The following is a 26277-nucleotide window of genomic DNA, read 5'->3' on the forward strand; positions in this document are numbered from 1 at the left end:
CCCAACCCTCCCCTTGAAGGGGAGGACTTCAGAACCCGGCCTTGCCCTGATTGATGGCGAAAGGCTTCAAGAATCCCGTCCGTTCGGACAGCTGAAAGTTGCGGTGCCACGCGCCGCTAACGAATACGGAGCATCACCATGGAACTGATCCTGCTGCAGAAAGTCACCAACCTCGGCAACCTGGGCGACAAGGTCAACGTCAAGCCGGGTTATGGCCGCAACTACCTCGTCCCGCAGGGCAAGGCAGTGCCGGCAACGGCCGCCAACGTGGCCGAGTTCGAGGCCAAGCGCGCCGACTACGAAGCCAAGGCCGCCGCGGTCCACGGCGAAGCCACCGAGCGCCTTGCCAAGCTCGAAGGCGCGAGCGTCACCGTCTACGCCAACGCTTCCACCGAAGGCAAGCTGTACGGCTCCGTCGGGCCGCGCGACATCGCCGAGGCGCTGACCAAAGCCGGTACCCCGGTCGAGAAGTCGGAAGTGGTGCTGGGCGAAGGTGCGTTCCGCACCACCGGCGAGTTCGAAGTCGTCGTGCACCTGCACGCAGACGTCGAGACCACGGTCAAGGTGATCGTGGCGCCCGAAGCGGCCTGATCGCTGCATCCGGTTCGACGAAGAGGGCGCCTTCCGGGCGCCCTTTTTGTTGCAGCATTGCTTGAGGATCGCTCCGCGGGCGCGGCGCGACCAAGTGCCGTCGCAACCGGCGAGACGACGACCGGCTAAGAAACTCGTCTTATCCACAGGTTGTTCCGTCGCGAACCCACAAGCCGAGCGCCTACGATGCCTGGCCAGCCTCGACAACCGGTCCCCTTCTTCCCCTTCACGGCTTTCGCTTCGCAGGAGCACGACAACACGATGTCCGCACGACCCCGGTTTGGGAATGAATCACGCAGCGACAGCCGGATCGAGCAGCTGCGCGTGCCCCCGCAGTCGGTGGAGGCCGAACAGGCCGTCCTCGGCGGATTGATGCTGGCACCGGACGCCTACGACCGCATCGCCGACCACCTGGTCGACGGCGATTTCTACCGCCGCGACCACCAGCTGATCTATCGGGCGATCCGCGAGCTCGCCGAGAAGAACCGTCCCTACGATGCGGTCACCCTCGGCGAATGGTTTGAGTCCCAGGGCCTGGCAGAACAGGTGGCTGGCGGCGCCTACCTGGTCGAACTGGCCAGCACCACGCCTTCGGCGGCCAACATCGTCGCCTACGCCGAGATCGTGCGCGACAAGGCGGTGCTGCGGCAGCTGATCGAAGTGGGCACCGGCATCGTCAACGACGGCTTCCAGCCCGAGGGGCGCGACAGCAGCGAGATCCTCGCCAGCGCCGAGCAGCAGGTGTTCGCGATCGCCGAGGCCGGGGCGCGCGGACGCAGCGACTTCGTGCCGATCAACAAGGCGATGGGCGAGGCGTTCGACGTCCTCCAGACCCGCTACGCCAACGGTGGCGGGATTACCGGCATGCCCACCGGCTACACCGAGTTCGACGAGATGACCGCGGGCCTGCAGCCCACCGACCTGCTGATCCTCGCGGCGCGCCCGGCGATGGGCAAGACCACCTTCGCGCTCAACATCGCCGAGTACGCCGCGATCAAGACGAAGAAGGCGGTAGCGGTGTTCTCAATGGAAATGTCGGCCAGCCAGCTCGCGCTGCGCCTGATTTCCTCCAACGGCCGGGTCAACGCCACCCGCCTGCGCACCGGCCAGCTCGAGGACGAGGACTGGAGTCGCGTCAGCAGCGCGATCCGGATGCTCAAGGAGTCGAAGATCTTCATCGACGATACCCCGGCACTGTCGCCCGAGGTGCTGCGGGCCAAGTCCCGCCGGCTCAAGCGCGAGCACGACCTGGGGCTGATCGTCATCGACTACCTGCAGCTGATGGCCGTGCCCGGCAACAGCGAGAACCGCGCCACCGAAATCTCCGAGATCTCGCGCTCGCTCAAGGGCCTGGCCAAGGAGCTCAACGTGCCGGTGATCGCGCTCTCGCAGCTCAACCGATCGCTGGAAACCCGCACCGACAAGCGCCCGGTGATGGCCGACCTGCGCGAGTCGGGCGCGATCGAGCAGGACGCCGACGTGATCGTCTTCATTTACCGCGACGAGTACTACAACAAGGAAAACTCGCCGGACAAGGGGCTGGCCGAGATCATCATCGGCAAGCAGCGAAACGGCCCGACCGGGGCGATCAAGCTGAAGTTCTTCGGCGAGTACACGCGCTTCGACAATCTCGCGCACGATTCGGTGGGCAGCTTCGAGTAGCCGGGCTTTCTGGAGTTGGCGCGGGCCCGGCCGGGCCCGTCGCATTGAACGGAACGGAGATGCCCGGCGCCCGGCGGGCCACGGAATACGCCGGATGTCGCGACCGATCACCGCCATCCTCCACGCCGACTCCATGCGCCGCGACCTGGCCGTGGTCCGTCCCCATGCGCCGGCGAGCCCGGTCATGGCGATGGTCAGGGCCGAATGCTGCGGCGATGGCTGCGCGCGGCTTGCACCCGCCTTTACACCGGTACCGGTGTAAAGGCGCGCCGGCGCAGGTCGGCGGACGCGTGTCGATGGACCTGATGGCGATCTACCTGCGGGGCCATCCGGATGCGCGCGCCGGCAGTCCCGTTGTGCTGCGGGACAAAGGGTGGCCTATCGAAACAGTCGCCGATGCGTCGGGCGCTATCGCGTGCGAACAGACCTGCTCGATCACCCGGTGCATGCGCTTCGTCGAAGCCTGGTCTTCGCGCCCGAATGCGGTGCGATGACGGATGCGAACACGAAATTGACGCTGCCGATGGCCGCGTGATTCACTCGCTGCAATTGCCGGGAGATACGGATGGCCACCAAAAAGCCGCGCAAGGCGCTGCGCCGCGAACCGATGTCGCGGGTCGACACCGCCTGGCTGCGCATGGAGCGGCCGACCAACCCGATGATGATCACCGGCGTGCTGATGTTCGCCGAACCGATGTCGCTCGAGCGCCTCAAACGCGTCATTGCCAAACGCTTCCTCGCCTACGCGCGTTTCCGCCAGAAGGCGGTCGACACCCCGTCGGGTGCGGCGTGGCAGGAGGATGCGAACTTCGATCTCGACTGGCACGTGCAGCTCGCCGCGCTGCCGGGACGTGGCGATGGTCGCCGGCCGGCACGGGATGGCGCGGAGAAGCGCGCGCTCGAACGCTTCGTCAGCCAGCTCGCGTCCAGCCCGCTCGACAAGCACCGGCCGCTCTGGCAGTTCCACCTGGTCGAACGCTACGCTGGTGGCTCGGCGCTGGTCGCGCGCCTGCACCACAGTTATGCCGACGGGATCGCGCTGGTGCAGGTGTTGCTGTCGCTGACCGACACCGAGCGCAACGCCGGCAAGGACAAGGGCCTGGCAAAGGCCTGGCTCAAGCAGGACGGCGCGGACGTCGCGCGGCGGGTCGGCGCGATGGAGCGTTACGCCAGGCTCGGCGGCAGGATGTTCGGCAAGGGCATGGAGATGATGCAGGACCCGACCCTGGCCGCGATGCTGGCGAAGGAGGGCGGCGAGATCGCGCGCGAACTGGTGCACGCGCTCGCGCTGCCCGACGATCCGCCTTCGATGCTGCGCGGTCGCCTGGGCGTCAGCAAGCGCGTCGCCTGGGCCGAGCCGATCGACCTGGAAGAAGTGAAGGCGGTGGGTCGCGCCTGCGACTGCACCGTCAACGATGTGCTGATGGCCGCCGCCGCCGGTGCACTGCGCGACTACATGATCGAGCGCGGCGACGACGTCGACGGCGTGACCCTGCGCGCGACCGTGCCGGTGAACCTGCGGCCGCTGGAGCACGCGAAGAAGCTGGGCAACCATTTCGGCCTGGTATTCCTCGACCTTCCGGTGGGCGAGGCCAACCCGGTGCGCCGGCTGATGCGCGTGGCCAGCTGCATGAATCAGTTGAAGAATTCACGACAAGCCATTGTTGCGTATGGACTTCTTGCCGCTCTTGGCATGGCACCGCAGCCGCTGCAGGAACTGGCGCTGGAACTGTTCAGCCGCAAGGCCACCTCGGTGGCCACCAATGTCCCGGGGCCGCAACAGCCGCTGTACCTGGCCGGGTGCCGGCTGAGCGAGATGATGTTCTGGGTGCCGCAGACCGGATCGATCGGCGTCGGCGTGTCGATCCTGAGCTACAACGGACGCGTCCATTTCGGCCTGATCGCAGATGCCAAGCTGATTCCCGACCCCGATGCCGTGGCCCGACGGTTCGGCGCCGAGTTCGACAAGCTCCTCTACCTTGCGCTGATGGGCAGCTGGGACCAGGCGCTGGACGCGACCAACGCCGAGGCGCTGCTGCAAGTGTCGGGGAGCGGGCATCGTTAACCGCACCTGATCACCAGCGGCGCACCGACGCCTGCCATCACCCTGCGGCGACGGTTGCGTGGTTAGCTTGGGTCCCCCATTCACGTTCATCCGAACGACCAGGAGAACTCCATGCGACCGTCTGCCACCGCCGCCATCGTCACCGCACTTGCCGGCAGTCTGCTGCTGGGCAGCTGCGCCACGTATACCGGCCAGACCAGCGCGCCGGATGATCCCAACCGCACCCGCAACAACGCGTTGATCGGCGCCGGCATCGGCGTGGTCGCCGGCCTGCTCAGCGGCGGTGACGCCACCGAACGACGCCAGCGCGCACTGGTCGGGGCGGGCGTCGGCGGCCTCGCTGGCGGTGCCATCGGCGCCTACCAGGATCGCCAGGAAGCGCAGCTGCGCAGCCAGATGCAGGGCACCGGCGTCGACGTGGTGCGCAACGGCGACAACATCACCCTCAGCATGCCCGGTGGCGTGACGTTCGCCTTCGACAAGGCCGAAGTGCAGCCGCAGTTCTACCCCGTGCTCGACAACGTCGCCAGCACGCTGCAGCAGTACAACCAGACCATCATCGAGGTGGCCGGCCATACCGACAGCGTCGGCAGCGACGCCTACAACCAGCAGCTGTCGCAGAAGCGCGCGGAAGCGGTGGCCAACTACCTCGGCTCGCGCGGCATCATGCGCGACCGCATGATCACCGTCGGCGCCGGCGAGACCCGCCCGGTCGCCAGCAACGACACCGACGCAGGCCGTGCCCAGAACCGCCGGGTCGAGATCACCCTAGTGCCGGTGCGTTCGTAACGCGGACCCGCGAGTTGCAGGCAACAGAAGGGCCATTCGCGAGGATGGCCCTTTTGCTTGATCCTATGGAAAGAAAAACCCCTGAAAAATCAGGGGTTTGAATGGTGGAGGTGGCGGGAATCGAACCCGCGTCCGAAGGCACTCCATCCCCGGCACTACATGCTTAGCGCTCCGTTAGGTCTCGTCCCCCGACAGCACGGCGCGCAAAGCGCATCGGGACACCAGCCTGTTTGGGTTGAGCCGTGACTGACAGGCAGCCATCACAGCCGGTTCCGTGATGATGACCCTACATCCACGAGCACGGACACAAGTGGGTTCGGGGCTTACGCCTTAAGCGGCGAGAGCGTAGTTGTCGTCGTTGGCAACTAGAGTTTTGCAGCTGGATTTACGAGGAAAGCTACCCCCTCGGCATGCGCCAGGCGATTTCGCGACCCCCGTCGAAGCCAGTGCACCCCCGGGATGTCGATCACGCTGACCGGGCCAGTATAGGGGCGGCGGGGACCGACGCAAGCATGCGGCGCCCGTCGCAAGTGGGAGCCGTTCACGCGCGCAACGGCGCACGTCCGGGCTATCCTGAACCCGATGAGACTCCTGCGCGGCATCGACCTGGACTCCATTGGCGCGCGGCTCCGGGCGCCGCTGCACGGGTATACGCTCTCGTTGCTTGCGCTGGTGGCATCGCTGCTGCTGGTGTGGCTGTACTGGAGCAACGCACGGCAGCGTGAACTCAATGCGGTGCAAGCGGAGTTCGCCGCGGAAACCGATGCCATCGCCGAGCTCCTGCGACAAAGGCTCGCCAGTTACGAACTGGTGGCGCGCGGGGGCGTGTCCCTGTTCGCATCGGTGGACCGCCCGAGCGCGGGACAGTGGCAGGGCTACGTCGACGCGCTCAACATCGCGGCCAGCTATCCGGACATGCTCGGGCTGGGGTACGCGCCATACCTGGATCGTTCCGAACTGCAGGCGCTGCAGCTGGACATGCGCGACGCGGGGCAGGGGTTCTACGTTGTCCGGCCCAGCGGTGTGCGCGCCAACTATGGCCCGGTCCTGTATTTCGAGCCTCGCACCGAGGCCAATCGCGCGGTGATCGGCAACGACCTGTTCGCCGATCCGTTGCGGCATGCCGCGATGGCCAGCGCGCGCGACGACGACGCCGTGCGCATCACTGCGCCACTCCAACTGGGCGAGGACTCCGGCCGCCCGGTCACCGGCGTGGTGATGTTCGCTCCGGTTTACCGGTTTGGCACCCCGGCGACGCTGTCGGCGCGGCGTGCGGCCCTGCAGGGCTGGATCTACGCGCCACTGGACATGTCCGAGTTCGTCGCCTCCGCCCTGCACAGTACGCGTCGCCATGCGGCGCTGAGCGTCCGCGACGGCGGTTCGGGGCAGGGCGAGGGCACGGTGCTGTACGCCGATCATGCCGAGCTGGCGGGGCGGGGCAGTGAAAGTGACTTCCGGCGGACCGTGCCGCTGGAACTTTACGGCCGCCGCTGGGAACTGGATTTCAGTGCCGACGCCGGGACGGCGCTGGCGGCGCGAACGCCGGAGCTGCGGATGACGCTGGGCGCGGGCATCATCGCCTCGCTGCTGCTTTTCGGCGTCGCGCTGGTGCTGGCGCGCACCGAATCGCTGGCCGAACGCAAGGCGGCGCTGCTTGCCGAATCCTACCAGCGCAGCGAACTGCGCTTCCGCAATGCGATGCGGTTCTCGGCGATCGGCAAGGCGCTGCTGGATCGCAGGGGTGCGATCGTGGATGCCAACCCGGCGCTTGCGGCGATCTTCGATACAAGCACCGATGCACTGGTTGGTTCGATGTTCGGTGCCCATTTCAGCGACGCCGGGGACGAGGCCCGGCGCAGTCGCGAGTTCGCGGCGGTGGCAGAAGGCGTGTTCCGCACGACCCGGCAATGGCGGACGGCGGGCGGCGAACTGCGCCACGCCCAACTGACCTACGCGCCGGTGCCGGGCGAGATCGGGCAGGACGTGGCGAGCCTTGTGCAGGTCGAGGACATCACCGAACGCGTGCTGGCGCATGCGCGCGAACAGGCGCTGCACCGGACCTTGGAGGCCCGGGTCGCGCTGCGCACGCGCGAACTGACCCACGCCAACCACGAGCTGGAGTCGTTCGCCTACAGCGTCTCGCACGACCTGCGTGCGCCGCTGCGGACGATTGAGGGTTTCAGCCGCCTGCTCGGCGAGCGCTACGCGGACAAGATCGACGAAGTCGGGCGCGACTACCTGGCGCGGGTACGCAAGGCCGCCGGCCGCATGGACGACCTGATCGACGCATTGCTGAAGATGTCACGGGTCAGCCGCAGCCCCCTGACGCTGGCGCCGCTGGACATCAGCCGGATCGCCCGCGAGGTGGTTGCCGAGCTGCGCATCGCGCAGCCGCAGCGGCACGTCGAGGTCGAGGTCGAACCGGGGCTGCGCGCGGTTGGCGATGCGGCGCTGGTGCACAACCTGCTGCAGAACCTGATCGGCAACGCCTGGAAGTTCACTGCCGGCGCAGACAACGCCCGCATCGTCGTGGGTGGCGAGGACGCGCCCGGCGAGCAGGCGGCGTTCCATGTCACCGACAACGGCGCCGGCTTCTCGCCGGAGTACGCCGGCAAGCTGTTCCGTCCGTTCCAGCGACTGCACAACCCGGAGCAGTTCGAGGGACACGGCATCGGCCTGGCGTCGGTCAAGCGGATCGTCGAGCGCCACGGCGGGACCGTCGGTGCGGAGGGCAGGCCCGGAGAGGGAGCGACGTTCCGCTTCACGTTGCCGCGGGAGGTGGCGGCGGCGGGCTAGGGAACCTCTGAACAACTGTCGTTTCGTGCTTGGCGAAAGACGCTTCGCAACAGCGGAGCTGGCCAATCCCTGCTGTCGGGTTCCCAGGATTCGTCGCCGCGCCCGGGATGACACAACGAGGTTGTTCAGAGGTTTCCCGGGCGTGGCCGGATCAAACCCTTCTCCCACTTGCGGGGGCGTGACGCGAGGTGCCGGATGAGGGCGCAAGGGCTGTGAACTGCCTTTGCTTCGAAGTTCAAAAGCGTTTCGCGCCGTGACGGCGCGAGTCACCTTTCTTTGCCTGTGCAAAGAAACGTGACCCAAAGAAACACACCCCCGCCTGCGCGCCCGGTGCTGCGCACCGGGTTCGCGGAGCCGGCGGGAATTTTCGGATGCGGCATCCTGCCCCAGCCGAAAACGCCGCACATCCATGTGCGGCGCCCTGCGGGTTTTACCCGCCGTCTCCGCCGCTTCGGAGGGGCCCGGCAGGGCAAAGGCACCGCAAAGGCAGGGGCAAGCGCGAAAGCAAAAGCAAAGCAGGGGCAGAGTGGGGGCTAGTGCATTGGCGGGCATGGCTTTGCATGCGGTTACTGGACGCGCGGGTCAAGCGTTCTTGTCGTGCTGGCGCAGTATGCGCCGAAGCGCGCGACGATCCTGTCGCTGGAACGACGTTCTAGGCGTCGCGGTTGTGTCGCCGCATCACGCGCTGTTTCTCGCGGGCCCGCGCCCCGATCCAGATGAGGCGCCGCGGCATGGAACGCGCCGCAGCGCGCGACGATCCTGCCGCTGGAACGACGTTCTACGCGTCGCGATTGTGTCGCCGCATCACGCGCTGTTTTTCGCGGGCCCAATCCCGTTCCTTGCTCGCCTCGCGCTTGTCATGCGACTGCTTGCCCTTGGCCAAGGCAAGCTCCGCCTTGACCTTGTTGCCCTTCCAGTACAGCGCGGTGGGCACGAGGGTGTAGCCCTCGCGCTCGACGCGGCCGACCAGTTCGTCGATCTCGCGCCGGTGCAGGAGCAGCTTGCGGGTGCGGCGTTCGTCCGCAACGACGTGGGTGGAGGCCTGGATCAGCGGCGAGATCTGCGCGCCGAACAGGAACAGCTCGCCGCCGCGGATCACCGCGTAGCTCTCGGTGATGTTGGCGCGACCTGCCCGGATCGACTTTAACTCCCAGCCCTGCAGCGCCAGCCCGGCCTCGAAGCGTTGCTCGAGGTGGTAGTCGTGGCGCGCGCGCTTGTTCAGCGCCACGGTGCCGCCGCCGTTTGCCTTATCCTTGTCGCCTTTCTTCTTGCCCATGCCGGCATTGTCGCAGTTTGCCGCGAGATTTTGCGCGGCCGGCCCGCCACGATCCCGACGCCCGAATCCGGTTCCAGACCCGAATGCCGACCATCCAGCGCAGCGCCCTCGTCGAACACTCCGCAGCGCGCATGTTCGCCCTGGTCAATGACATCGCGGCCTATCCGCGCCGCTTCGACTGGTGCGAGTCGGCGCAGGTGCTGGAGGCCGACGACGCCCACGTGGTCGCGCGACTCGACCTGGGCTTTGGCGCGCTACGCACCTGGTTCACCACCGAAAACACGCTGTCGCCGCCGCACCACATCGCGATGGCACTGCGCGCCGGCCCGTTCAAGCGCCTGGACGGGCGCTGGGAGTTCCATGCGCTGGATGAATGCGCCTGCAAGGTGACGCTGACGCTGGATTTCGAGCCGCAGAGCCGTCTGTTGGCGCCGGCGATGACGCTGGGCTTCCAGGGCCTGGCCGACCGCATGGTGGACGACTTCGTGCGCGTGGCCGACCGCGGGACGGAATGATGTCGGCGCCGCTGCATGTCCAGGTCATTCGTGGCTGGCCGCGACGCGCCGAGGCTGTGACGCTCGGGCTGCCCGCTGGCGCCACCGTGGAAGATGCGATTGGCGCGAGCGGTTTCGGAACCGAAGGAATCAGCGGCTACGCGATCCACGGCGAGCGCGCGACCGGCGCGACGCCGCTGCGCGACGGCGACCGCGTCGAACTGCTGCGGCCACTGCAGGTGGATCCGAAAGAGGCGCGGCGGCGACGGGCTGCCGCCGGCAAGCCGCGCTGAGTCGCGGCGCAACTCGCCGCCACGGCGCGCGGGTGGAGAAAGAAAACGCCAGGGCGCGCGGCCTCAGCGACCCTTTCTCTTGTCCTTGGCCAGGTTCGGGCCGAACGACTTGCGCAGGTCCTTCGACAGCTGCTCGTCCTGCTCGGGGAAGTAGTCGCCGTCCCAGCGGACGAGCGTGTCGTTCTCGAAATGCAGCACCAGGTTCTTGCGCTCGACGTGGCCGGTACGCCCGGTGCGCTGCGTGCTGGTGTAATCCCAGCGCTGGTTGTGGAACGGGTCCGCGATGGACGGCGAGCCCAGCAACCCGAGGACCTGCTGCTTGCTCATGCCGGGCTGCAGCTGGTCGATCGCCGATTTCTCGAGCAGGTTGCCCTGGTAGATCGGTTGCCGGTAGACGATGCCGCACCCGGAAACCATGAGGGCCGCGACGACGAGGATCAGGAGTTTGCGCATGGGGAACCGCAGGCTGGAGACCGCGCCGATGATACACTCCCGCTCCCCGTCGCGGCGCCCGCTGGCGGCTGTCCAGGCGTCACCCGCGGCGCAAGCGAACGAGGGGATTCGAGGCATTCTGGCGTGCATCCGGCATACCGGGTGCCGCTTCGACCGGACGCTGTCGCCCTGGCAGGGCGCGGTGCACGGAACGACCACGCCATAAACCGCCAGTGAATGGAGGCGCCATGGAATCCCAAGAGCTGCGCAGGGCCGGGCTGAAGGTGACGCATCCGCGGATACGCATCCTCGAGCTGCTGGAACAGAAAAGCACGCAGCACCACATGTCGGCCGAAGACATCTACCGCCACCTGCTCGACAACGGTGACGAGATCGGGCTGGCCACCGTATATCGCGTGCTGACCCAGTTCGAGGCGGCCGGATTGGTGCTGAAGCACAACTTCGAAGGCGGGACCGCGGTTTACGAAATCGACCGCGGCGGCCACCACGACCACATGGTGGACGTGGACAGCGGAAAGATCATCGAGTTCGAGAGCCCCGAGATCGAAAAGCTGCAGCACGAGATCGCCGAAAAGTACGGCTACCACCTCGAGGAACACTCGCTGGTGCTGTACGTGCGCAAGAAACGCTGATCGGGCGCCATCGACCACAGGTCGGGGTTGCGCCCCGACGCCGAGCCTCCGCCCATCATGCGGGGGAGCGGCGCAGGCCGGGGCGAGTTCCTCGACACACGATGTGGTTCGCCGGAAGTCCGCGGCGCTGGCATCGCCCATGCTGGGCGAAGAGCATCGGTGGCGTAACCCCGACCTACGATGCGTTGCGCAGCAGCCGTTTGGCGGCGGCGCGGGCTTCGGTGCTGACTTCCACCCCACCGAGCATGCGCGCCAGCTCTTCCTGGCGCTGGCCGGCGTCGAGCAACCGCACCGCGCTCTGGGTCACGCCTGCGCTCTCGGCCTTGCTGACGCGGTAGTGCCGGTGTCCCTGCGCGGCGACTTGCGGCAGGTGGGTGACGCACAGCACCTGGCGCGTGCCGCCGAGCGCGCGCAGCTTCTGGCCGACGATTTCCGCGGTGGCACCGCCGATGCCGGAGTCGACCTCGTCGAACACCATCGTCGGGACCGCGTCGTGGCCGAGCGCGGCGACCTCGATCGCCAGCGAGATGCGCGACAGCTCGCCGCCCGAAGCCACCTTGCGCAGCGGCCGCGGCGGCTGCCCGGCGTTGGCCGAGACGAGGAATTCCACGCGTTCGCCGCCCTGTGGATCGGGACGCTCGCCTTCGACGGGTTCCAGCGCGACTTCGAAACGCCCGCCGCCCATGCCGAGCTCGGCGATCAGCGCGGTGGTGGCTTTCGACAGCGCTTTGCCGGCCTTGGCACGCGCCTTGCCGAGCGCGTCGGCGGCCTTGCCCCAGTCGGCAGCGGCGGACGCGATCTCGCCATCGAGCACCTCCAGGCGCACGGCGGCGTTGCGCAGCGCGTCGAGTTCGGCCGCCAGCGCGTCGCGCTGCGCCGCCAGCCCATCGGGGGCGACGCGATGCTTGCGTGACAGCTCGTGCAGGCGGGTGAGCCGGCGTTCGAGTTCGTCGAACTGCGCCGGGTCGACGTCGAGGTCGGCGCGGATGCGTTCCAGCAGCAGCCCGGCCTCGTCGACCTGGATCGCGGCGGCGTCAAGCATCGCGTCCACGTCGGCCAGTCGTGGCTCGTGCTCCTGCACGCGCGCCAGCTCGCCGCGCAGCTGTTGCAGCTGTCGCGGCAGCGCGGTCGCGCCATCGCCGTCGAGGTGGGCGAGGGCGGCGTCGCAGGCCGTGATCAAGCCGGTCGAATGGGCCTGGCGGCGATGCGCGGCGTCGAGTTCGGCAATCGAGGCCGGATCGATGGGTTCGCGGTCGAGTTCGGAAAGCTGGTGCTGCAGCCACTCGTCGCGCTCGGCGACATCGCCGGGCCGGCCTTCGCGGGCCCGGGAAAGGGTTTCGCGCTCGCGCAGCAGGGTGCTCCAGCGGTGGGCGGCGGCGGCGACGGCAGCCTGCAGTGCGCCATGGCCGCCGCAGGCGTCGAGCAGCGCCAGCTGGCTGGGCCTGGACAACAGCGCCTGGTGCTCGTGCTGCCCGTGGATCTCGACCAGCCGCTCCGCCAGCGCAGCGAGCTGCGAGAGGGTGGCCGGACGACCGTTGATCCAGGCGCGCGAGCCGCCGTCCGCGCGCAGGGTGCGGCGCAGCTGGCAGGCCTCGCCATCGTCGAATTCCTCCTCGCGCAGCCACCGGCGGGCGTCGGCGGCGGCGGCCAGGTCGAATTCGGCGTGCAGCTCCGCGCGGTCGGCGCCGTGGCGGACCATGCCGCTGTCGGCGCGCTGCCCGGACAGGAAGCCCAGCGCGTCCACCAGCAGCGACTTGCCGGCGCCGGTTTCACCGGAAATGACGGTCAACCCGGCACCGAATTCGAGTTCGGCCGCCGTGACCACGGCGAAATCACGGATGGCGAGATGGGTGAGCATGCGTGCGAATTGTGCAGGTGGGCGAGGGAATGACCAAGGGGCGTGCGACGGAGGCTGGATACGGTGCCTGCGTTGCACGGGGTGAGACGCGCGGCTTGCGGGCCGCCGACAGCGCCAACGGTGGGGCTCGTCAGGCGCGGGCGCTTGCGCCAGCCCCTTGCCGGGCTTATATCCGGAGGCATGAGCCGCAAGATCGCCAGCCAGGACGCCCTCGACCCACGCACGCGGCAGTTGCTGCGCGCGTTGATTGGCCGCTACATCCGCGACGGCGAACCGGTGGGCTCACAGACCCTGGCGCGCCATGCCGGGCTCGATGTCAGCCCGGCGACCATCCGCAACATCCTCGCCGACCTCGAGGAGATCGGGCTGCTGGCCGCGCCGCATACCTCGGCCGGGCGCATTCCGACCGCGCGCGGGCTGCGCGTGTTCGTCGACAGCCTGATCGAGTGGCGTCCCCCAGGCGAGCGCCAGATCCAGCTGATCCACGAGGGTCTGGCCGCGCAGGCGTCCACCCAGGAAGTCCTGCGCGAGGCGTCTTCGCGCCTCTCCGACATTTCCCACTTCGTCGGCTTGGTCACCGTGCCCCGGCGCGACCGCTTCGCCTTCCGCCACATCGATTTCGTGCGCCTGGACGAGCGCCGGGTGCTGGCGATCCTGGTATTCACCGACGGCGAGGTCCAGAACCGGGCCGTGGAAGTGCCGCGGCCGCTGTCGGCCGGCGAGCTGGAGTGGATTGCCAACTACCTCAACCAGAACTATGCCGGCCTGGGCCTGGCCGAGATTCGCGAGCGGCTGGTGGCCGAACTCGACGGAGAGCGCCGCGAGGTCGACCGCCGCATGGCCGCCACCGTCGCGCTGGCCCAGGCCACGCTGCAGCCGGCCGACGACGAGGACATGCTGGTCAGCGGCCAGACCAAGCTGATGGGCGGCGCGCAGGGGCTGGCCGACGTCGAGCGGCTGCGGGAACTGTTCGAGGCGTTCCAGCGCAAGAGCGAGCTGCTGCAGGTGCTGGAAGGCTGCCTGCGCGCCGATGGCGTGCGCCTGTTCATCGGCGAAGAGTCCGGGGTCACGTCGATGGAGCAGTGCACCCTGATCGCCGCGCCCTACGCGAGCGGCGGCCGGGTGCTGGGCGTGCTCGGCGTCATCGGCCCGACCCGGATGGACTACGACCGCGTCATCACCACCGTCCAGGCCACCGCCCAGGCGCTGTCGCGGACGATGGCCGAACGCGTCGGGTGAGCCGGGGGGCTTGCGCGGCACTGCCGCGCGCCTCGGTGAACGTTCGGCATGGGTGAAGGGAAGGCGCTTGCGAGGCATTGCTTGGCGCCTTGACTGAACGCACTGCGCGGTGCGCAGGGCCGGACTGGCGGGGCGGGGCGACCCGAAGCCCGCGGGTTGCGCCACGGATGGACCCGTGGGTCCGCCCGCGCGGGGAGATTCCACAACCGCGTCCATCGCGCACGGCTGGCTCAAGGAGCCCCCGGGGGCTTGGATTCCCGCGGCGAGGCCCACAGATCAGCACGCACGTCGAACCGGCCCGTCGACCATGCTGGTGGAAGGGCGCAGGCCACTCCCGTTTTGAGATATTCCCGAGACATTCCCGAGACTTTCCTCCGACCCGATGACCATGCAACCAGAACACGACGACATCACCACGCCGGACACCGGCAACGACGCCGCCCTCGCGCAGGACGAGCAGATCGAACAGCTCCAGGCCGAGCTCGAACAGCTCCGCGCCCAGTCCCTGGTCGAGCGCGCGGACCTCGAGAACCAGCGCAAGCGCATGGAACGCGATGTCCGCAACGCCTGCCGCTTTGCCAACAAGCAGCTGCTGGGCGACCTGCTGCCGGTGTTCGACAGCCTCGAAGCCGCGCTGGCCAGTGCCCCGGACGCCGATCCGCTGCGTGACGGCGTGGTCCTGATCCTGCGCGAACTGTCGCGGGTGGCCGGGAACAATGGCCTGGTCGAGATCGCGCCCGTGGCCGGCGATGCCTTCGACCCGGCGCACCACCAGGCGATGAGCGTGGTCGAGGCCCATGGCATCGAGCCGCACGCGGTCGCCCAGGTCTTCCAGAAGGGCTTCATGCTCCACGAGCAGCTGCTGCGCCCGGCGCTGGTGGCCGTGGCCAAGGGCGACGACTGACGCGCGGCTGCACGGGCACGGGCGTCCCCCGGCGTTCGCCGGGATTCAAGAAGAACGCTTGAACCGCCTGCGCGCGACCCCAGATAAGCGTCCATGGGCGGTCCGGCCGCCCCCAGACACTCCGAACAAGCAACCAGGCAATTCCGAGAGGAACCACACAATGGCAAAGATCATCGGCATCGACCTCGGCACGACCAACTCGTGCGTGGCGATCATGGACGGCGGCAAGGCCAAGGTCATCGAGAACAGCGAGGGCGATCGCACCACGCCGTCGATCGTGGCCTACACCAAGGATGGGGAAGTACTCGTCGGCGCATCCGCCAAGCGCCAGGCCGTCACCAATGCGAAGAACACCTTCTACGCGGTCAAGCGACTGATCGGCCGCAAGTTCAAGGACGCCGAGGTCCAGAAGGACCTGGGCCTGGTGCCGTACTCGGTCATCGAGCACGACAACGGTGATGCCTGGGTCGCGACCAGCGACGGCAAGAAGCTGTCCGCGCAGGAAGTCTCCGCGCGCATCCTCGAAAAGATGAAGAAGACCGCCGAGGATTACCTGGGCGAGAAGGTCACCGAAGCCGTGATCACGGTGCCCGCGTACTTCAACGATTCGCAGCGCCAGGCGACCAAGGACGCCGGCCGGATCGCCGGTCTCGACGTCAAGCGCATCATCAACGAGCCGACCGCGGCCGCGCTGGCCTACGGGCTGGACAAGGAAGGCGGCGACCGCAAGATCGCCGTGTACGACCTGGGTGGCGGCACCTTCGACATGTCGATCATCGAGATCGCCAACGTCGACGGCGAGAAGCAGTTCGAGGTGCTGTCGACCAACGGCGACACCTTCCTCGGCGGCGAGGACTTCGACAAGCGCGTCATCGACTACCTGGTCGAGGAGTTCCAGAAGGATTCCGGGCTGGACCTGCGCAAGGATCCGCTGGCCCTGCAGCGCCTGAAGGACGCGGCCGAGCGCGCCAAGATCGAGCTGTCCAGCGCGCAGCAGACCGAAGTCAACCTGCCGTACGTGACGGCCGACGCCTCGGGCCCGAAGCACCTCAACATCAAGCTGACCCGGGCCAAGCTCGAAGCGCTGGTGGAGGACCTGGTCAAGAAGACCATCGAACCGTGCCGCACCGCACTGAATGACGCCGGCCTGCGTGCCAGCGACATCAACGAGGTGATCCTGGTCGGCGGCCAGACCCGCATGCCCAAGGTGCAGCAGGCGGTGGCCGAGTTCTTCGGCAAGGAACCACGCAAGGACGTCAACCCCGACGAGGCAGTGGCGATCGGCGCGGCGGTGCAGGGCGGCGTGCTGGCCGGTGACGTCAAGGACGTGCTGCTGCTCGACGTGACCCCGCTGAGCCTCGGCATCGAGACCCTGGGCGGGGTGTTCACCAAGATCATCGAGAAGAACACCACGGTGCCGACCAAGGCCTCGCAGACCTTCTCCACGGCCGAGGACAACCAGTCCGCGGTGACGGTGCATGTGCTGCAGGGCGAGCGCGAGCAGGCCCGTTACAACAAGTCGCTGGCCAAGTTCGACCTCACCGGCATCGACGCCGCGCCGCGCGGCATGCCGCAGGTGGAGGTGTCGTTCGACATCGACGCCAACGGCATCGTCCACGTGACCGCCAAGGACAAGAAGACCGGCAAGGAGCAGAAGGTCGAGATCAAGGCAGGTTCCGGCCTGTCGGACGAGGAGATCCAGCGGATGGTCAGCGATGCCGAGGCGCATCGCGAGGAAGACCAGAAGTTCCACGACCTCGTCACTGCCCGCAACCAGGCCGACGCGCTGATCCACGGCGCACGCAGCGCCATCAAGGACAACGGCGACAAGGTGCCGGGCGACCTGATCGGCCGCGTCGAGGGTGCGATCGCCGAAGTCGAGACCGCGATGAAGGGCGACGACAAGGCGCAGATCGAGGCCAAGTCGAAGGGCCTGGAGGAAGCGGCGCAGGCGCTGTTCGCGGCGGTCGCCGCTGCCCAGCAGCCGGCCGGCGAAGGTGGTCCGGGCGCGGCCGGCGAGGCGCCGAAGGGCGACGACGTGGTCGACGCCGAGTTCACCGAGGTCAAGGACGACGACAACAAGCAGGCCTGATCGGCCGAAAGGCACCGGCGACGGGCGGGCAATGTGCCTGCCCGTTGTCGTAATGGGGAAGGAAAGCAGCGTCCATGAGCAAGCGCGATTACTACGAAATCCTGGGCGTGGCCCGTGATGCCGGCGATGACGAGCTGAAGAAGGCGTACCGCCGCTGTGCGATGAAGTACCACCCGGACCGCAACCCGGGCGACGCCAGCGCGATCGAATCGTTCAAGGAGTGCAAGGAGGCCTACGAAGTGCTGTCGGACAGCGGCAAGCGCCGCATGTACGACCAGCACGGCCACGCCGCGTTCGAACACGGCATGGGCGGCGGCAACGCAGGCCCTGGGGGATTCGGCGGCGCCGACATGGGCGACATCTTCGGCGACATCTTCGGCAACATCTTCGGTGGCGGCGGTTCGCGCGGGCCGCGGCGCGGCGCCGACGTAGGCTACGTGATGGAGCTCGACCTCGAAGAAGCCGTTGCCGGCATCGAACGCAGGATCGAGATCCCTACCCTGGCCGAATGCGAGCCGTGCAAGGGCACTGGCTCCGAGGACGGCAAGCTGCACACCTGCGATACCTGCCACGGCCGCGGCCAGGTGCGTTTCCAGCGCGGCATCTTCTCGATGCAGCAGCCGTGCCCGCAGTGCCATGGTCGCGGCCAGACGTTCCAGAACCCGTGCCCGGACTGCCGCGGCGCCGGCCGCGTCGAGGAAGAAAAGGTCCTGTCGGTGAAGATCCCGCCGGGCGTCGACAACGGCGACCGCATCCGCCTGTCTGGCGAAGGCGAGGCCGGTCCGCCGGGTTCGCCCCCGGGCGACCTGTACGTCGAGGTGCGCGTGCGCCCGCACGAGATCTTCGTGCGCGACGGTGACGATCTCCATTGCGAGGTGCCGATCCGAATCTCGCAGGCAGCGCTTGGCGACACGGTCCGCGTGCCCACGCTCAACGGCGAAGCCGAGATCCGCATCCCCGCCGAAACCCAGACCGGCAAGGTGTTCCGCCTGCGCGACAAGGGCGTCAAGTCCGTGCGCAGCCGCAGCCCAGGCGACCTGTACTGCAAGGCGGTCGTGGAGACCCCGGTCAACCTGACCACCGAGCAGCGCGAGTTGCTGGAGAAATTCGAAGCCACGTTCGTCGGTGACGGCGCGCGCCGGCATTCGCCGAAATCGAGCACGTTCTTCGACGGCGTGAAGGGTTTCTGGGACCGGATGGTCTCGTAGGCCGCCGGTTCCGCGGACGGGCGATTGCGCGGGAGCGACCGCGGCCGCGAGCCCCTTCTTTTCCTGGCGCCTGGACCCGGGGTCGCGCGCAGAAAACGCGCGACTGCAGCCGTTCCATGAACGCGGCTGCGAGCATGCGAGGCATGACGCGGCCCGCGGCACCGGGCTTGTCGCGCTACCCGCGCGCGATTAGCCTGCCCGCATGGACGCACCCACCCGACTGTTGATCCACGGCGCCGGCGGCCGCATGGGCCAGGCCCTGCTGCGGCTGTGCGCGCACCGCGAGGATTGCCGCGTAGTCGCGGCGGTATCGGCGCGCGCGCCGGCGCAGCGGGTGATCGACGGCGTGCCGTACTTCGCCGCTGCCGAGCTTGCGGGCGCGCCTGATTTCGACGTTGCCATCGATTTCAGCCTGCCCGCGGGCTTCGACGCGATCCTTGCCGCCTGCCTGGCGCGCGGTGCCGGCCTCTTGTCGGGCACCACCGGCCTGTCCGAGGCGCAGCACGCGGCCCTGAACGAGGCCGGAGCGCGCATCGGCGTGGTGTGGTCGGCCAACTTCAGCCTCGGCGTGGCGCTGCTGGAAGAGCTGGTCGAACGCGCCGCCAGCGCGCTGCCCGGGTGGGACTGCGACATCGTCGAGATGCACCACACCCGCAAGCTCGACGCACCGTCCGGCACCGCGCTTGCACTCGGCGCCGCCGTGCAGAAGGCCGGCGCGCAGCCGCGCTATGCCAGCATCCGCGCCGGCGACATCGTCGGCGAGCACACGGTCCAGTTCGCCACCGCGGGCGAGCGCATCGAACTGGTCCACCACGCCGGCAGCCGCGACATCTTCGCCCGCGGTGCCCTGCATGCCGCGCTGGCGCTCGCCGGGCGCCCGGCGGGCCTCCGGCGCCTGCGGGACCTGCTGTAAGCGCCGGATTCCCCATCCGCGGATGGCCGGCACATCACCGGAACTCTGGCGCAGCCCGGCCCGCCCCGGTATCATTCCCGCTCGCCTGATTCCTCTCGCCTCCGGCCGGTTGCGCACCGTGTCGGCGGTTTTCTGCAACCCGACGTAGGCGAAACCCCGTGACAGAATCCGCAATCCTCGCGCTCGAAGACGGCACCGTGTTCGAGGGCATTTCCGTGGGCGCTCCCGGACTTTCGGTCGGCGAAGTGGTGTTCAACACCGCCATGACCGGCTACCAGGAAATCCTCACCGATCCGTCCTATGCGCGGCAGATCGTCACCCTGACTTACCCGCACATCGGCAACACCGGCTGCACCACGCTCGACGACGAGTCCGCACAGGCCTGGGCAGCGGGTCTGGTGGTGCGCGACGTGCCGCGGCGGCCAAGCAGCTGGCGCAGCGAAGGCTCGTTGCCCGAATGGCTGCGCACGCGTGGCATCGTCGCCATCGCCGACATCGACACCCGCAAGCTGACCCGCCTGCTGCGCGACCGCGGCGCCCAGAACGGCGCGCTGATGGCGGGCGAGATCGACGTCGACAAGGCGCTCGAGGCGGCGCGCAAGTTCCCGGGGCTGGAGGGAATGGACCTGGCGAGGGAAGTCAGCACGCGCACCGCGTATCCGTGGCGCGACGGCCAGCTAGACCTCGACAGCGGCACTTTTGCGCGCGCCGAGCCGAAATATCGCGTGGTCGCCTACGACTTCGGCGTGAAGCGCAACATCCTGCGCATGCTGGCCGAACGCGGCTGCGATGTGACAGTCGTGCCGGCGCAGACCAGCGCCGCCGAAGCGCTGGCGTTCAAGCCCGACGGCATCTTCCTGTCCAACGGTCCCGGCGATCCGCAGCCCTGCGATTACGCCATCGCCGCGATCCGCGAGTTCCTGGCGAAGAAGATCCCGCTGTACGGCATCTGTCTTGGCCACCAGTTGCTCGGCCTGGCCATCGGTGCGACCACGCTGAAGATGAAGTTCGGCCACCACGGTGCCAACCACCCGGTGATCGACCTCGGCGGCGCGGATGGGGGCGGCGGCCGGGTGATGATCACCTCGCAGAACCACGGTTTTGCGGTCGACGAGGCCACGCTGCCGTCCAATGCACGCGTCACCCACCGCTCGCTGTTCGACGGCAGCAACCAGGGCATCGAGTTGACCGATGCGCCGGCGTTCAGTTTCCAGGGGCATCCGGAAGCTAGCTCCGGGCCGCACGACATCGCGTTGCTGTTCGACCGCTTCATCGAGTCGATGCAAACGGCTTCGCGCTGACGCCACGCCTGTAAAAAGCCCGTAAACGGAATTCACGCACCACCATGAGGGGGAGAGAAGCAATGCGACACCTGCTTGCAATACTGCTGCTGATGACCCTGCCGGGAATCGCGGTCGCGGCCGACGTGCCGATCAAGGACTTCTTCAAGGATGCCGAGTTCGAAAGCGTCCTGCTTTCGCCCGACGGCGAGCACATCGCGGTGGTGATGCCGCGCAGCGATCGCAGCGTGATGGTGGTGCTCAAGGTCGACGACAAGAGCGTCGTCGGCAGCTGGGACTACGGCAAGGACTACTATTTCCAGCGAGTCACCTGGGCCAACAGCGAACGCCTCCTGTACGCGACGAGCTTCAAGACCGGACGCTTCGATTTCCAGGTCGGCCTGCGCGACATGTATGCCTCCAACATCGACGGCACCCGCCGGATTGCGATCCCGCACGGCAACTTCTACGGGCTGGTCGACACGCTGCCCGGTGAGCGCGAATCGGTGCTGGTCACGCGCTCGATCGAGAACGCCTTCCTGTTCAAGCTCAATGTCTACAACGGCAAGATCACGCGGGTCGCGTCCAGCCCGCTGGACTTCGGCAGTTTCGAGGTGGACCACCAGGGCAGGGTGCGTTACGCCTTCGGAGAGATGGACGACGGGTCGAGCGCGACGTACCGCCGCGACGGCGAGCGCTGGACGCTCGTCGACAAGGGCGCACCGTTCGCCGGCTACGGCATCGTGCCTGTCGGCTTCACCGCCGATGACGAGCAGGCGTTCGTGTTCAAGAGCCCGGGCGGTGCGGCCAAGTCGCTCTGGCGTATCGATCCGGTGACCGGCAACGGCAAGGAAGTGTCCAACAACGGTACCGTCGATCCCAGCGACCTGCTGTGGAGCAGTGACCACAAGACCCTGCTTGCCGTGCGCTACGACGATGGCATCCCGTATTGGGACTTCATCGCACCCGATCATCCCGAGACGGCGCTGTTCGCCGGGCTGGTCAAGGCGTTCCCGGGCAAGGTGGTGGCGTTCAGCGGCATCTCCGAGGACGGCAACCGCGTGCTGATGCACGTCTACAGCGACCGCGATCCGGGACAGGTCTACCTGTTCGACCGCAAGGCTGGGCAGGCGCGGTTCCTTCTTTCATCGATGCAGTGGATCAAGCCCGAGCAGATGTCGGTGATGAAGCCTGTCGATGTGAAGACCCGGGACGGCATGGTCATCCACGGCTACCTCACGATCCCCGCCGGCAGCAATGGCAAGAACCTCCCGCTCGTCGTCAACCCGCATGGCGGCCCGCACGGCCCGCGCGACGAATGGGGCTTCAACCCGGAGGTCCAGCTGCTGGCCAATCGTGGCTATGCAGTGCTGCAGATGAACTACCGCGGCTCCGGTGGCTACGGCGATGCCTATGTCTCCGCCGGCTACCGCAAGTGGGGCACGACGATGCAGGACGACCTCACCGATTCGGTGCGCTGGGCGGTCTCGCAGGGCATTGCCGATCCGTCGCGCGTGTGCATCTACGGTGCTTCCTACGGCGGTTACGCGGCGCTGATGAGCGTGGTGCGCGAGCCCGACCTGTACCAGTGCTCCGTGGGCTACGTAGGCGTCTACGACATGGACGTACAGCGGCACAACAGCGACACCTCGCAGTCCGAGTATGGTCGTTCCTACCTCAACATGGTGTTCCCGGAATCGGCTGCCGAACGCCACGCGCAGTCGCCGATCTACGGCGTCGACCGGATCAAGGCCGCGATCATGCTGGTGCACGGCGCCAAGGACGAGCGCGTGCCGATCAAGAACATGCACGAACTGGTCGACCGCATGGCGGCGGTGGGCAAGAAGCCGGAGCAGATCGTCGTCGAAAAGAAGGAGGCCCACGGCTTCCGCGACATCGACAACAACGTCAACCTCTACACGCAGATGCTGGCCTTCTTCGACAGGCACATCGGCAGCAAGCAGGCGACTGCACAGACCCCCTGATTCTCCATTTCCCCCGGAACACCGAGCAATGCCCAAGCGCAGCGACCTCAAGACCATCCTCATCATCGGCGCCGGCCCGATCGTCATCGGCCAGGCCTGCGAGTTCGATTATTCGGGCGCGCAGGCCTGCAAGGCGCTGCGCGACGAGGGGTATCGCGTGGTGCTCGTCAACAGCAACCCGGCGACGATCATGACCGACCCGGACATGGCCGACGCGGTCTACATCGAGCCGATCAACTGGCAGACGGTCGAGAAGATCATCGCCAAGGAAAGGCCCGATGCGCTGCTGCCGACGATGGGCGGGCAGACCGCGCTCAACTGCGCGCTGGACCTGGCCGACAACGGCGTGCTCGAAAAGTACGGGGTCGAGCTGATCGGCGCGAAGCGCGACGCGATCCGCATGGCCGAGGACCGCGAGCTGTTCCGCGTGGCGATGGCGGAGATCGGGCTGGAGTGCCCGAAGGCCGAGGTCGCGCGGACGTTCGAGCAGGCGGTCGACATCCAGACCCGCGTCGGCTATCCGACGATCATCCGGCCGAGCTTCACCCTCGGCGGCAGCGGCGGCGGCATCGCCTACAACAAGGAGGAGTTCGAGGACATCGTCAAGCGCGGCCTCGAGCTTTCGCCGGTGCACGAGGTGCTGGTCGAGGAGTCGGTGCTGGGCTGGAAGGAGTTCGAGATGGAAGTGGTCCGCGACACCGCGGACAACTGCATCATCGTCTGCTCGATCGAGAACTTCGATCCGATGGGCGTGCACACCGGCGACTCGATCACTGTGGCGCCGGCGCAGACCCTGACCGACAAGGAATACCAGCGCCTGCGCGATGCCTCGATCGCGGTCCTGCGCAAGATCGGCGTCGACACCGGCGGAAGCAACGTGCAGTTCGGCATCAACGCCGAGAACGGCCGCGTGGTCGTGATCGAGATGAACCCGCGCGTGTCGCGTTCGTCCGCGCTGGCTTCGAAGGCCACCGGCTTCCCCATCGCCAAGGTCGCGGCCAAGCTGGCGGTGGGCTACACCCTCGACGAGCTGAAGAACGAGATCACCGGCGGCCTCACGCCGGCGTCGTTCGAGCCGACGATCGACTACGTGGTCACCAAGATCCCGCGCTTCGCGTTCGAGAAGTTCCCGCAGGCGGACTCGCGCCTGACCACGCAGATGAAGTCGGTGGGCGAGGTGATGGCGATCGGCCGCACCTTCCAGGAGTCCCTGCAGAAGGCGCTGCGCGGGCTTGAGACCGGCAAGGTGGGGCTCGACCCGACCGGCCTGGATCTCGGCAACGAAGACGACCTTGCGACGCTGCGCCGCGAGGTCAAGGAAGCCGGGCCCGAGCGCGTGTTCCACCTGGCCGACGCCTTCCGCGCCGGGATGTCGGTCGAGGACGTGTTCGGCCTGTCGTTCGTCGACCCGTGGTTCCTCGACCAGATCGAGGAGCTGGTGGCCGTCGAGGCCGAAGTCGCCGCCGCCGGCGTCGCCGCACTCGACGCGCCGCGCCTGCGCAGGCTCAAGCGCATGGGCTTCTCGGATGCGCGCGTGGCGCAGCTGGTGCAGAGCGACGAGAAGGCGGTCCGCGCGCTGCGCCATGCGTTCGGCATCCGCCCGGTCTACAAGCGCGTGGATTCGTGCGCGGCCGAGTTCGCCACCACTACCGCTTACCTGTACTCGACCTACGAGGACGAGTGCGAAGCGCAGCCGACCGGCCGCGACAAGATCATCGTGCTCGGCGGCGGGCCGAACCGGATCGGGCAGGGCATCGAGTTCGACTACTGCTGCGTGCACGCGGCGCTCGCCCTGCGCGAGGACGGCTATGAAACCATCATGGTCAACTGCAACCCGGAAACCGTTTCGACCGACTACGACACCTCCGACCGCCTGTACTTCGAGCCGCTGACGCTCGAAGACGTGCTGGAGATCGTCGAGCTCGAGAAGCCCAAGGGCGTGATCGTGCAGTACGGCGGACAGACGCCGCTCAAGCTTGCGCGCGCGCTTGAGGCCAACGGCGTGCCGATCATCGGCACCTCGCCGGAAAGCATCGACCTGGCCGAAGACCGCGAGCGCTTCCAGCAGCTGGTCACCAGGCTCGGCCTGCTGCAGCCGCCCAACCGCACCGCGCGCAACCCGGACGAGGCGCTGGCGCTGGCGCGCGAGATCGGCTACCCGCTGGTGGTGCGCCCGAGCTACGTGCTTGGCGGCCGCGCGATGGAAGTCGTCCACGCCGACGCCGACCTATCCAAGTACATGCGCGACGCGGTGAAGGTCTCGAACGATTCGCCGGTGCTGCTCGACCGCTTCCTCGACAACGCGGTGGAGGTCGACATCGACGTGATCGCCGACCGCACCGGCGCGGTGCTGATCGGCGGGGTGATGGAGCACATCGAGGAAGCCGGCGTGCATTCGGGCGACTCGTCGTGCTCGCTGCCGCCGTATTCACTGTCGGCGCCCACCCAGGCGCGACTGCGCGAGCAGGTGGCCGCGCTGGCGCGTGCGCTGGACGTGGTCGGGCTGATGAACACCCAGTTCGCGGTGCAGGTGGACGGGAACGGCGAGGACGTGATCTTCCTGCTGGAGGTCAATCCGCGCGCATCGCGCACCGTGCCGTTCGTGTCCAAGGCCACCGGCCGTCCGCTGGCGAAGATCGCCGCGCGCTGCATGGCCGGCATGACGCTTGCCGGGCAGGGCGTGACCGAGGAGATCGTGCCCGACTACTACTGCGTGAAGGAGGCGATCTTCCCGTTCGCCAAGTTCCAGGGCGTGGATCCGATCCTCGGGCCGGAAATGCGTTCGACCGGCGAGGTGATGGGCGTGGGACGCAACTTCGGTGCCGCGTTTGCGCGCGCGCAGGAGGCCGCCGGCATCCGCACGCCGCCGGTCGGCAAGGCCTTCATCTCCGTGCGCGATCCGGACAAGTCGCGGGTCGTGCCGGTGGCGCGCGCACTGGTCGAGCGGGGCTACTCACTGGTGGCCACCGGTGGCACCGCCGCCTGGCTACGCGACAATGGCCTGGACTGCGCGCACGTCAACAAGGTGGCCGAAGGCCGGCCGCACATCGTCGACCTGATCAAGAACGGCGAGATCAACTACATCGTCAACACCACCGAGGGCCGCCAGGCGATCGCCGACTCGTTCTCGATCCGGCGCGAGGCGCTGCAGCAAGGCGTGACCTATTCGACCACCATTGCCGGCGCCAGGGCCTTGCTGCATTCTCTGGAGTATCGCGGCAGCGGCCCGGTATGGGCGCTGCAGGAACTGCATCAGGAGTTGAAGAAGGCATGAGAGCACCACTGACCACCCAGGGCGCGCAGCGCCTGCGCGCGGAACTCGAAGATCTCAAGTCGGTCCGGCGGCCCGCGGTGATCAACGCGATCGCCGAAGCGCGCGCGCACGGCGACCTGAAGGAGAACGCCGAGTACCACGCTGCTCGCGAGCAGCAGGGTTTCATCGAGGGCCGCATCAAGCAGCTCGAGGGCGAGCTGTCGCATGCCCAGGTGATCGACATCTCGACGCTCGATGCCGGCGACCGCATCGTGTTCGGCGCCACCGTGCTGCTGGCCGACGCCGACAGCGGTGAGGAGAAGCGCTACCAGATCGTGGGCGACCTGGAAGCCGACATCAAGCTGGGCCAGATCGCGATCTCGTCGCCGGTCGCACGCGCGCTGATCGGCAAGCATGAAGGCGACGAGGTGACGATCGAGGCGCCCGGCGGCACCCGCGAGTTCGAGATCGTCGAAGTCCGCTACGTCGGCTGA

At 67.7% G+C, this 26277-nt stretch carries 22 protein-coding genes and 1 other RNA gene; 19 read left to right on the plus strand and 4 right to left on the minus strand.

Annotated elements, in window-relative coordinates; all coding sequences use genetic code 11:
* Positions 1-138: 138 nt before the first annotated feature.
* The 6 genes from rplI (at position 139) to H570_RS0106340 (ending at position 5107) form a co-directional block, all read left to right on the plus strand.
* Positions 139-591, plus strand: coding sequence for a 50S ribosomal protein L9 (gene rplI / locus H570_RS0106320; protein WP_027080007.1), 453 nt, complete (start codon positions 139-141; stop codon positions 589-591).
* 261 nt (positions 592-852) lie between these two features.
* Positions 853-2253 (plus strand): replicative DNA helicase, encoded by a 1401-nt coding sequence (locus tag H570_RS0106325; protein WP_027080008.1) that lies wholly within the window; start codon positions 853-855, stop codon positions 2251-2253.
* Positions 2254-2347: 94 nt separating this feature from the next.
* Positions 2348-2515 carry a hypothetical protein gene (locus tag H570_RS19080; protein WP_169447735.1) on the plus strand — a complete coding sequence of 56 codons (168 nt, stop codon included), beginning with the start codon at positions 2348-2350 and terminating at the stop codon, positions 2513-2515.
* A 43-nt stretch (positions 2516-2558) separates the two neighbouring features.
* Positions 2559-2747 carry a hypothetical protein gene (locus tag H570_RS19085; protein ID WP_245559551.1) on the plus strand — a complete coding sequence of 63 codons (189 nt, stop codon included), beginning with the start codon at positions 2559-2561 and terminating at the stop codon, positions 2745-2747.
* 71 nt (positions 2748-2818) lie between these two features.
* Positions 2819-4318: a WS/DGAT/MGAT family O-acyltransferase gene (locus tag H570_RS0106335; RefSeq protein ID WP_027080009.1), complete on the plus strand. Its 1500-nt coding sequence runs from the start codon at positions 2819-2821 to the stop codon at positions 4316-4318.
* A gap of 111 nt (positions 4319-4429) precedes the next feature.
* Complete coding sequence (locus H570_RS0106340) at positions 4430-5107, plus strand: YiaD family glycine zipper/OmpA-like lipoprotein (RefSeq protein WP_027080010.1); 678 nt, start codon at positions 4430-4432, stop codon at positions 5105-5107.
* A gap of 102 nt (positions 5108-5209) precedes the next feature.
* Here H570_RS0106340 and ssrA read toward each other — a convergent pair.
* Positions 5210-5563, minus strand: a transfer-messenger RNA (tmRNA) gene (gene ssrA / locus H570_RS18505).
* 126 nt (positions 5564-5689) lie between these two features.
* Between ssrA and H570_RS18135 the strand changes: the two genes are divergently transcribed.
* On the plus strand, positions 5690-7903 hold the full coding sequence (locus tag H570_RS18135; RefSeq protein ID WP_051176176.1) for a CHASE domain-containing protein: 2214 nt from the start codon (positions 5690-5692) through the stop codon (positions 7901-7903).
* 778 nt (positions 7904-8681) lie between these two features.
* Here the strand turns inward: H570_RS18135 and smpB are convergent.
* A complete protein-coding gene (gene smpB, locus H570_RS0106350) occupies positions 8682-9179 on the minus strand; it encodes an SsrA-binding protein SmpB (RefSeq protein WP_027080011.1) in 498 nt (165 codons plus the stop codon).
* A gap of 83 nt (positions 9180-9262) precedes the next feature.
* On the opposite strand from smpB, the gene H570_RS0106355 reads away from it, so the two are divergent.
* Both H570_RS0106355 and H570_RS0106360 read left to right on the plus strand, forming a co-directional pair.
* Entirely contained in the window at positions 9263-9694 is a 432-nt protein-coding gene (locus H570_RS0106355; RefSeq protein WP_027080012.1) for a type II toxin-antitoxin system RatA family toxin, read from the plus strand.
* A complete protein-coding gene (locus H570_RS0106360) occupies positions 9694-9966 on the plus strand; it encodes an RnfH family protein (RefSeq protein ID WP_027080013.1) in 273 nt (90 codons plus the stop codon). The genes H570_RS0106355 and H570_RS0106360 overlap by 1 nt, the downstream gene beginning before the upstream one ends.
* A gap of 63 nt (positions 9967-10029) precedes the next feature.
* Here the strand turns inward: H570_RS0106360 and H570_RS0106365 are convergent, their stop codons facing one another.
* Positions 10030-10419: an outer membrane protein assembly factor BamE gene (locus H570_RS0106365; protein ID WP_027080014.1), complete on the minus strand. Its 390-nt coding sequence runs from the start codon at positions 10417-10419 to the stop codon at positions 10030-10032.
* Positions 10420-10646: 227 nt separating this feature from the next.
* Between H570_RS0106365 and fur the strand changes: the two genes are divergently transcribed.
* The gene (gene fur / locus H570_RS0106370) at positions 10647-11051 is read left to right on the plus strand and encodes a ferric iron uptake transcriptional regulator (RefSeq protein ID WP_027080015.1); all 405 of its coding nucleotides are present in this window, start codon (positions 10647-10649) and stop codon (positions 11049-11051) included.
* Positions 11052-11226: 175 nt separating this feature from the next.
* On the opposite strand, the gene recN is transcribed toward fur, so the two are convergent.
* Complete coding sequence (recN, locus tag H570_RS0106375; protein ID WP_027080016.1) at positions 11227-12909, minus strand: DNA repair protein RecN; 1683 nt, start codon at positions 12907-12909, stop codon at positions 11227-11229.
* Between the two features lie 180 nt (positions 12910-13089).
* Between recN and hrcA the strand changes: the two genes are divergently transcribed.
* The 9 genes from hrcA to greA all read left to right on the plus strand — a co-directional run bounded on the left by hrcA (position 13090) and on the right by greA (position 26277).
* Entirely contained in the window at positions 13090-14148 is a 1059-nt protein-coding gene (hrcA, locus tag H570_RS0106380) for a heat-inducible transcriptional repressor HrcA (RefSeq protein WP_027080017.1), read from the plus strand.
* 388 nt (positions 14149-14536) lie between these two features.
* Complete coding sequence (grpE, locus tag H570_RS0106385; protein WP_027080018.1) at positions 14537-15052, plus strand: nucleotide exchange factor GrpE; 516 nt, start codon at positions 14537-14539, stop codon at positions 15050-15052.
* On the plus strand, positions 14946-17144 hold the full coding sequence (gene dnaK / locus H570_RS0106390; protein WP_281167556.1) for a molecular chaperone DnaK: 2199 nt from the start codon (positions 14946-14948) through the stop codon (positions 17142-17144). Before grpE ends, dnaK begins: the two co-directional genes overlap by 107 nt.
* Positions 17145-17218: 74 nt before the next feature.
* Positions 17219-18352: a molecular chaperone DnaJ gene (dnaJ, locus tag H570_RS0106395; RefSeq protein WP_027080020.1), complete on the plus strand. Its 1134-nt coding sequence runs from the start codon at positions 17219-17221 to the stop codon at positions 18350-18352.
* Between the two features lie 202 nt (positions 18353-18554).
* A complete protein-coding gene (dapB, locus tag H570_RS0106400) occupies positions 18555-19265 on the plus strand; it encodes a 4-hydroxy-tetrahydrodipicolinate reductase (RefSeq protein ID WP_027080021.1) in 711 nt (236 codons plus the stop codon).
* 158 nt (positions 19266-19423) lie between these two features.
* Positions 19424-20566, plus strand: a complete 1143-nt coding sequence (carA, locus tag H570_RS0106405; protein WP_027080022.1) for a glutamine-hydrolyzing carbamoyl-phosphate synthase small subunit — start codon at positions 19424-19426, stop codon at positions 20564-20566.
* Between the two features lie 62 nt (positions 20567-20628).
* Positions 20629-22530 (plus strand): alpha/beta hydrolase family protein, encoded by a 1902-nt coding sequence (locus H570_RS0106410; protein ID WP_027080023.1) that lies wholly within the window; start codon positions 20629-20631, stop codon positions 22528-22530.
* A gap of 28 nt (positions 22531-22558) precedes the next feature.
* Positions 22559-25804 (plus strand): carbamoyl-phosphate synthase large subunit, encoded by a 3246-nt coding sequence (gene carB / locus H570_RS0106415; RefSeq protein WP_027080024.1) that lies wholly within the window; start codon positions 22559-22561, stop codon positions 25802-25804.
* Positions 25801-26277, plus strand: coding sequence for a transcription elongation factor GreA (gene greA / locus H570_RS0106420; protein WP_036135349.1), 477 nt, complete (start codon positions 25801-25803; stop codon positions 26275-26277). Before carB ends, greA begins: the two co-directional genes overlap by 4 nt.

It is taken from the genome of Luteimonas mephitis DSM 12574 (assembly GCF_000422305.1).
GTDB classification, from domain to species: Bacteria; Pseudomonadota; Gammaproteobacteria; order Xanthomonadales; family Xanthomonadaceae; genus Luteimonas; species Luteimonas mephitis.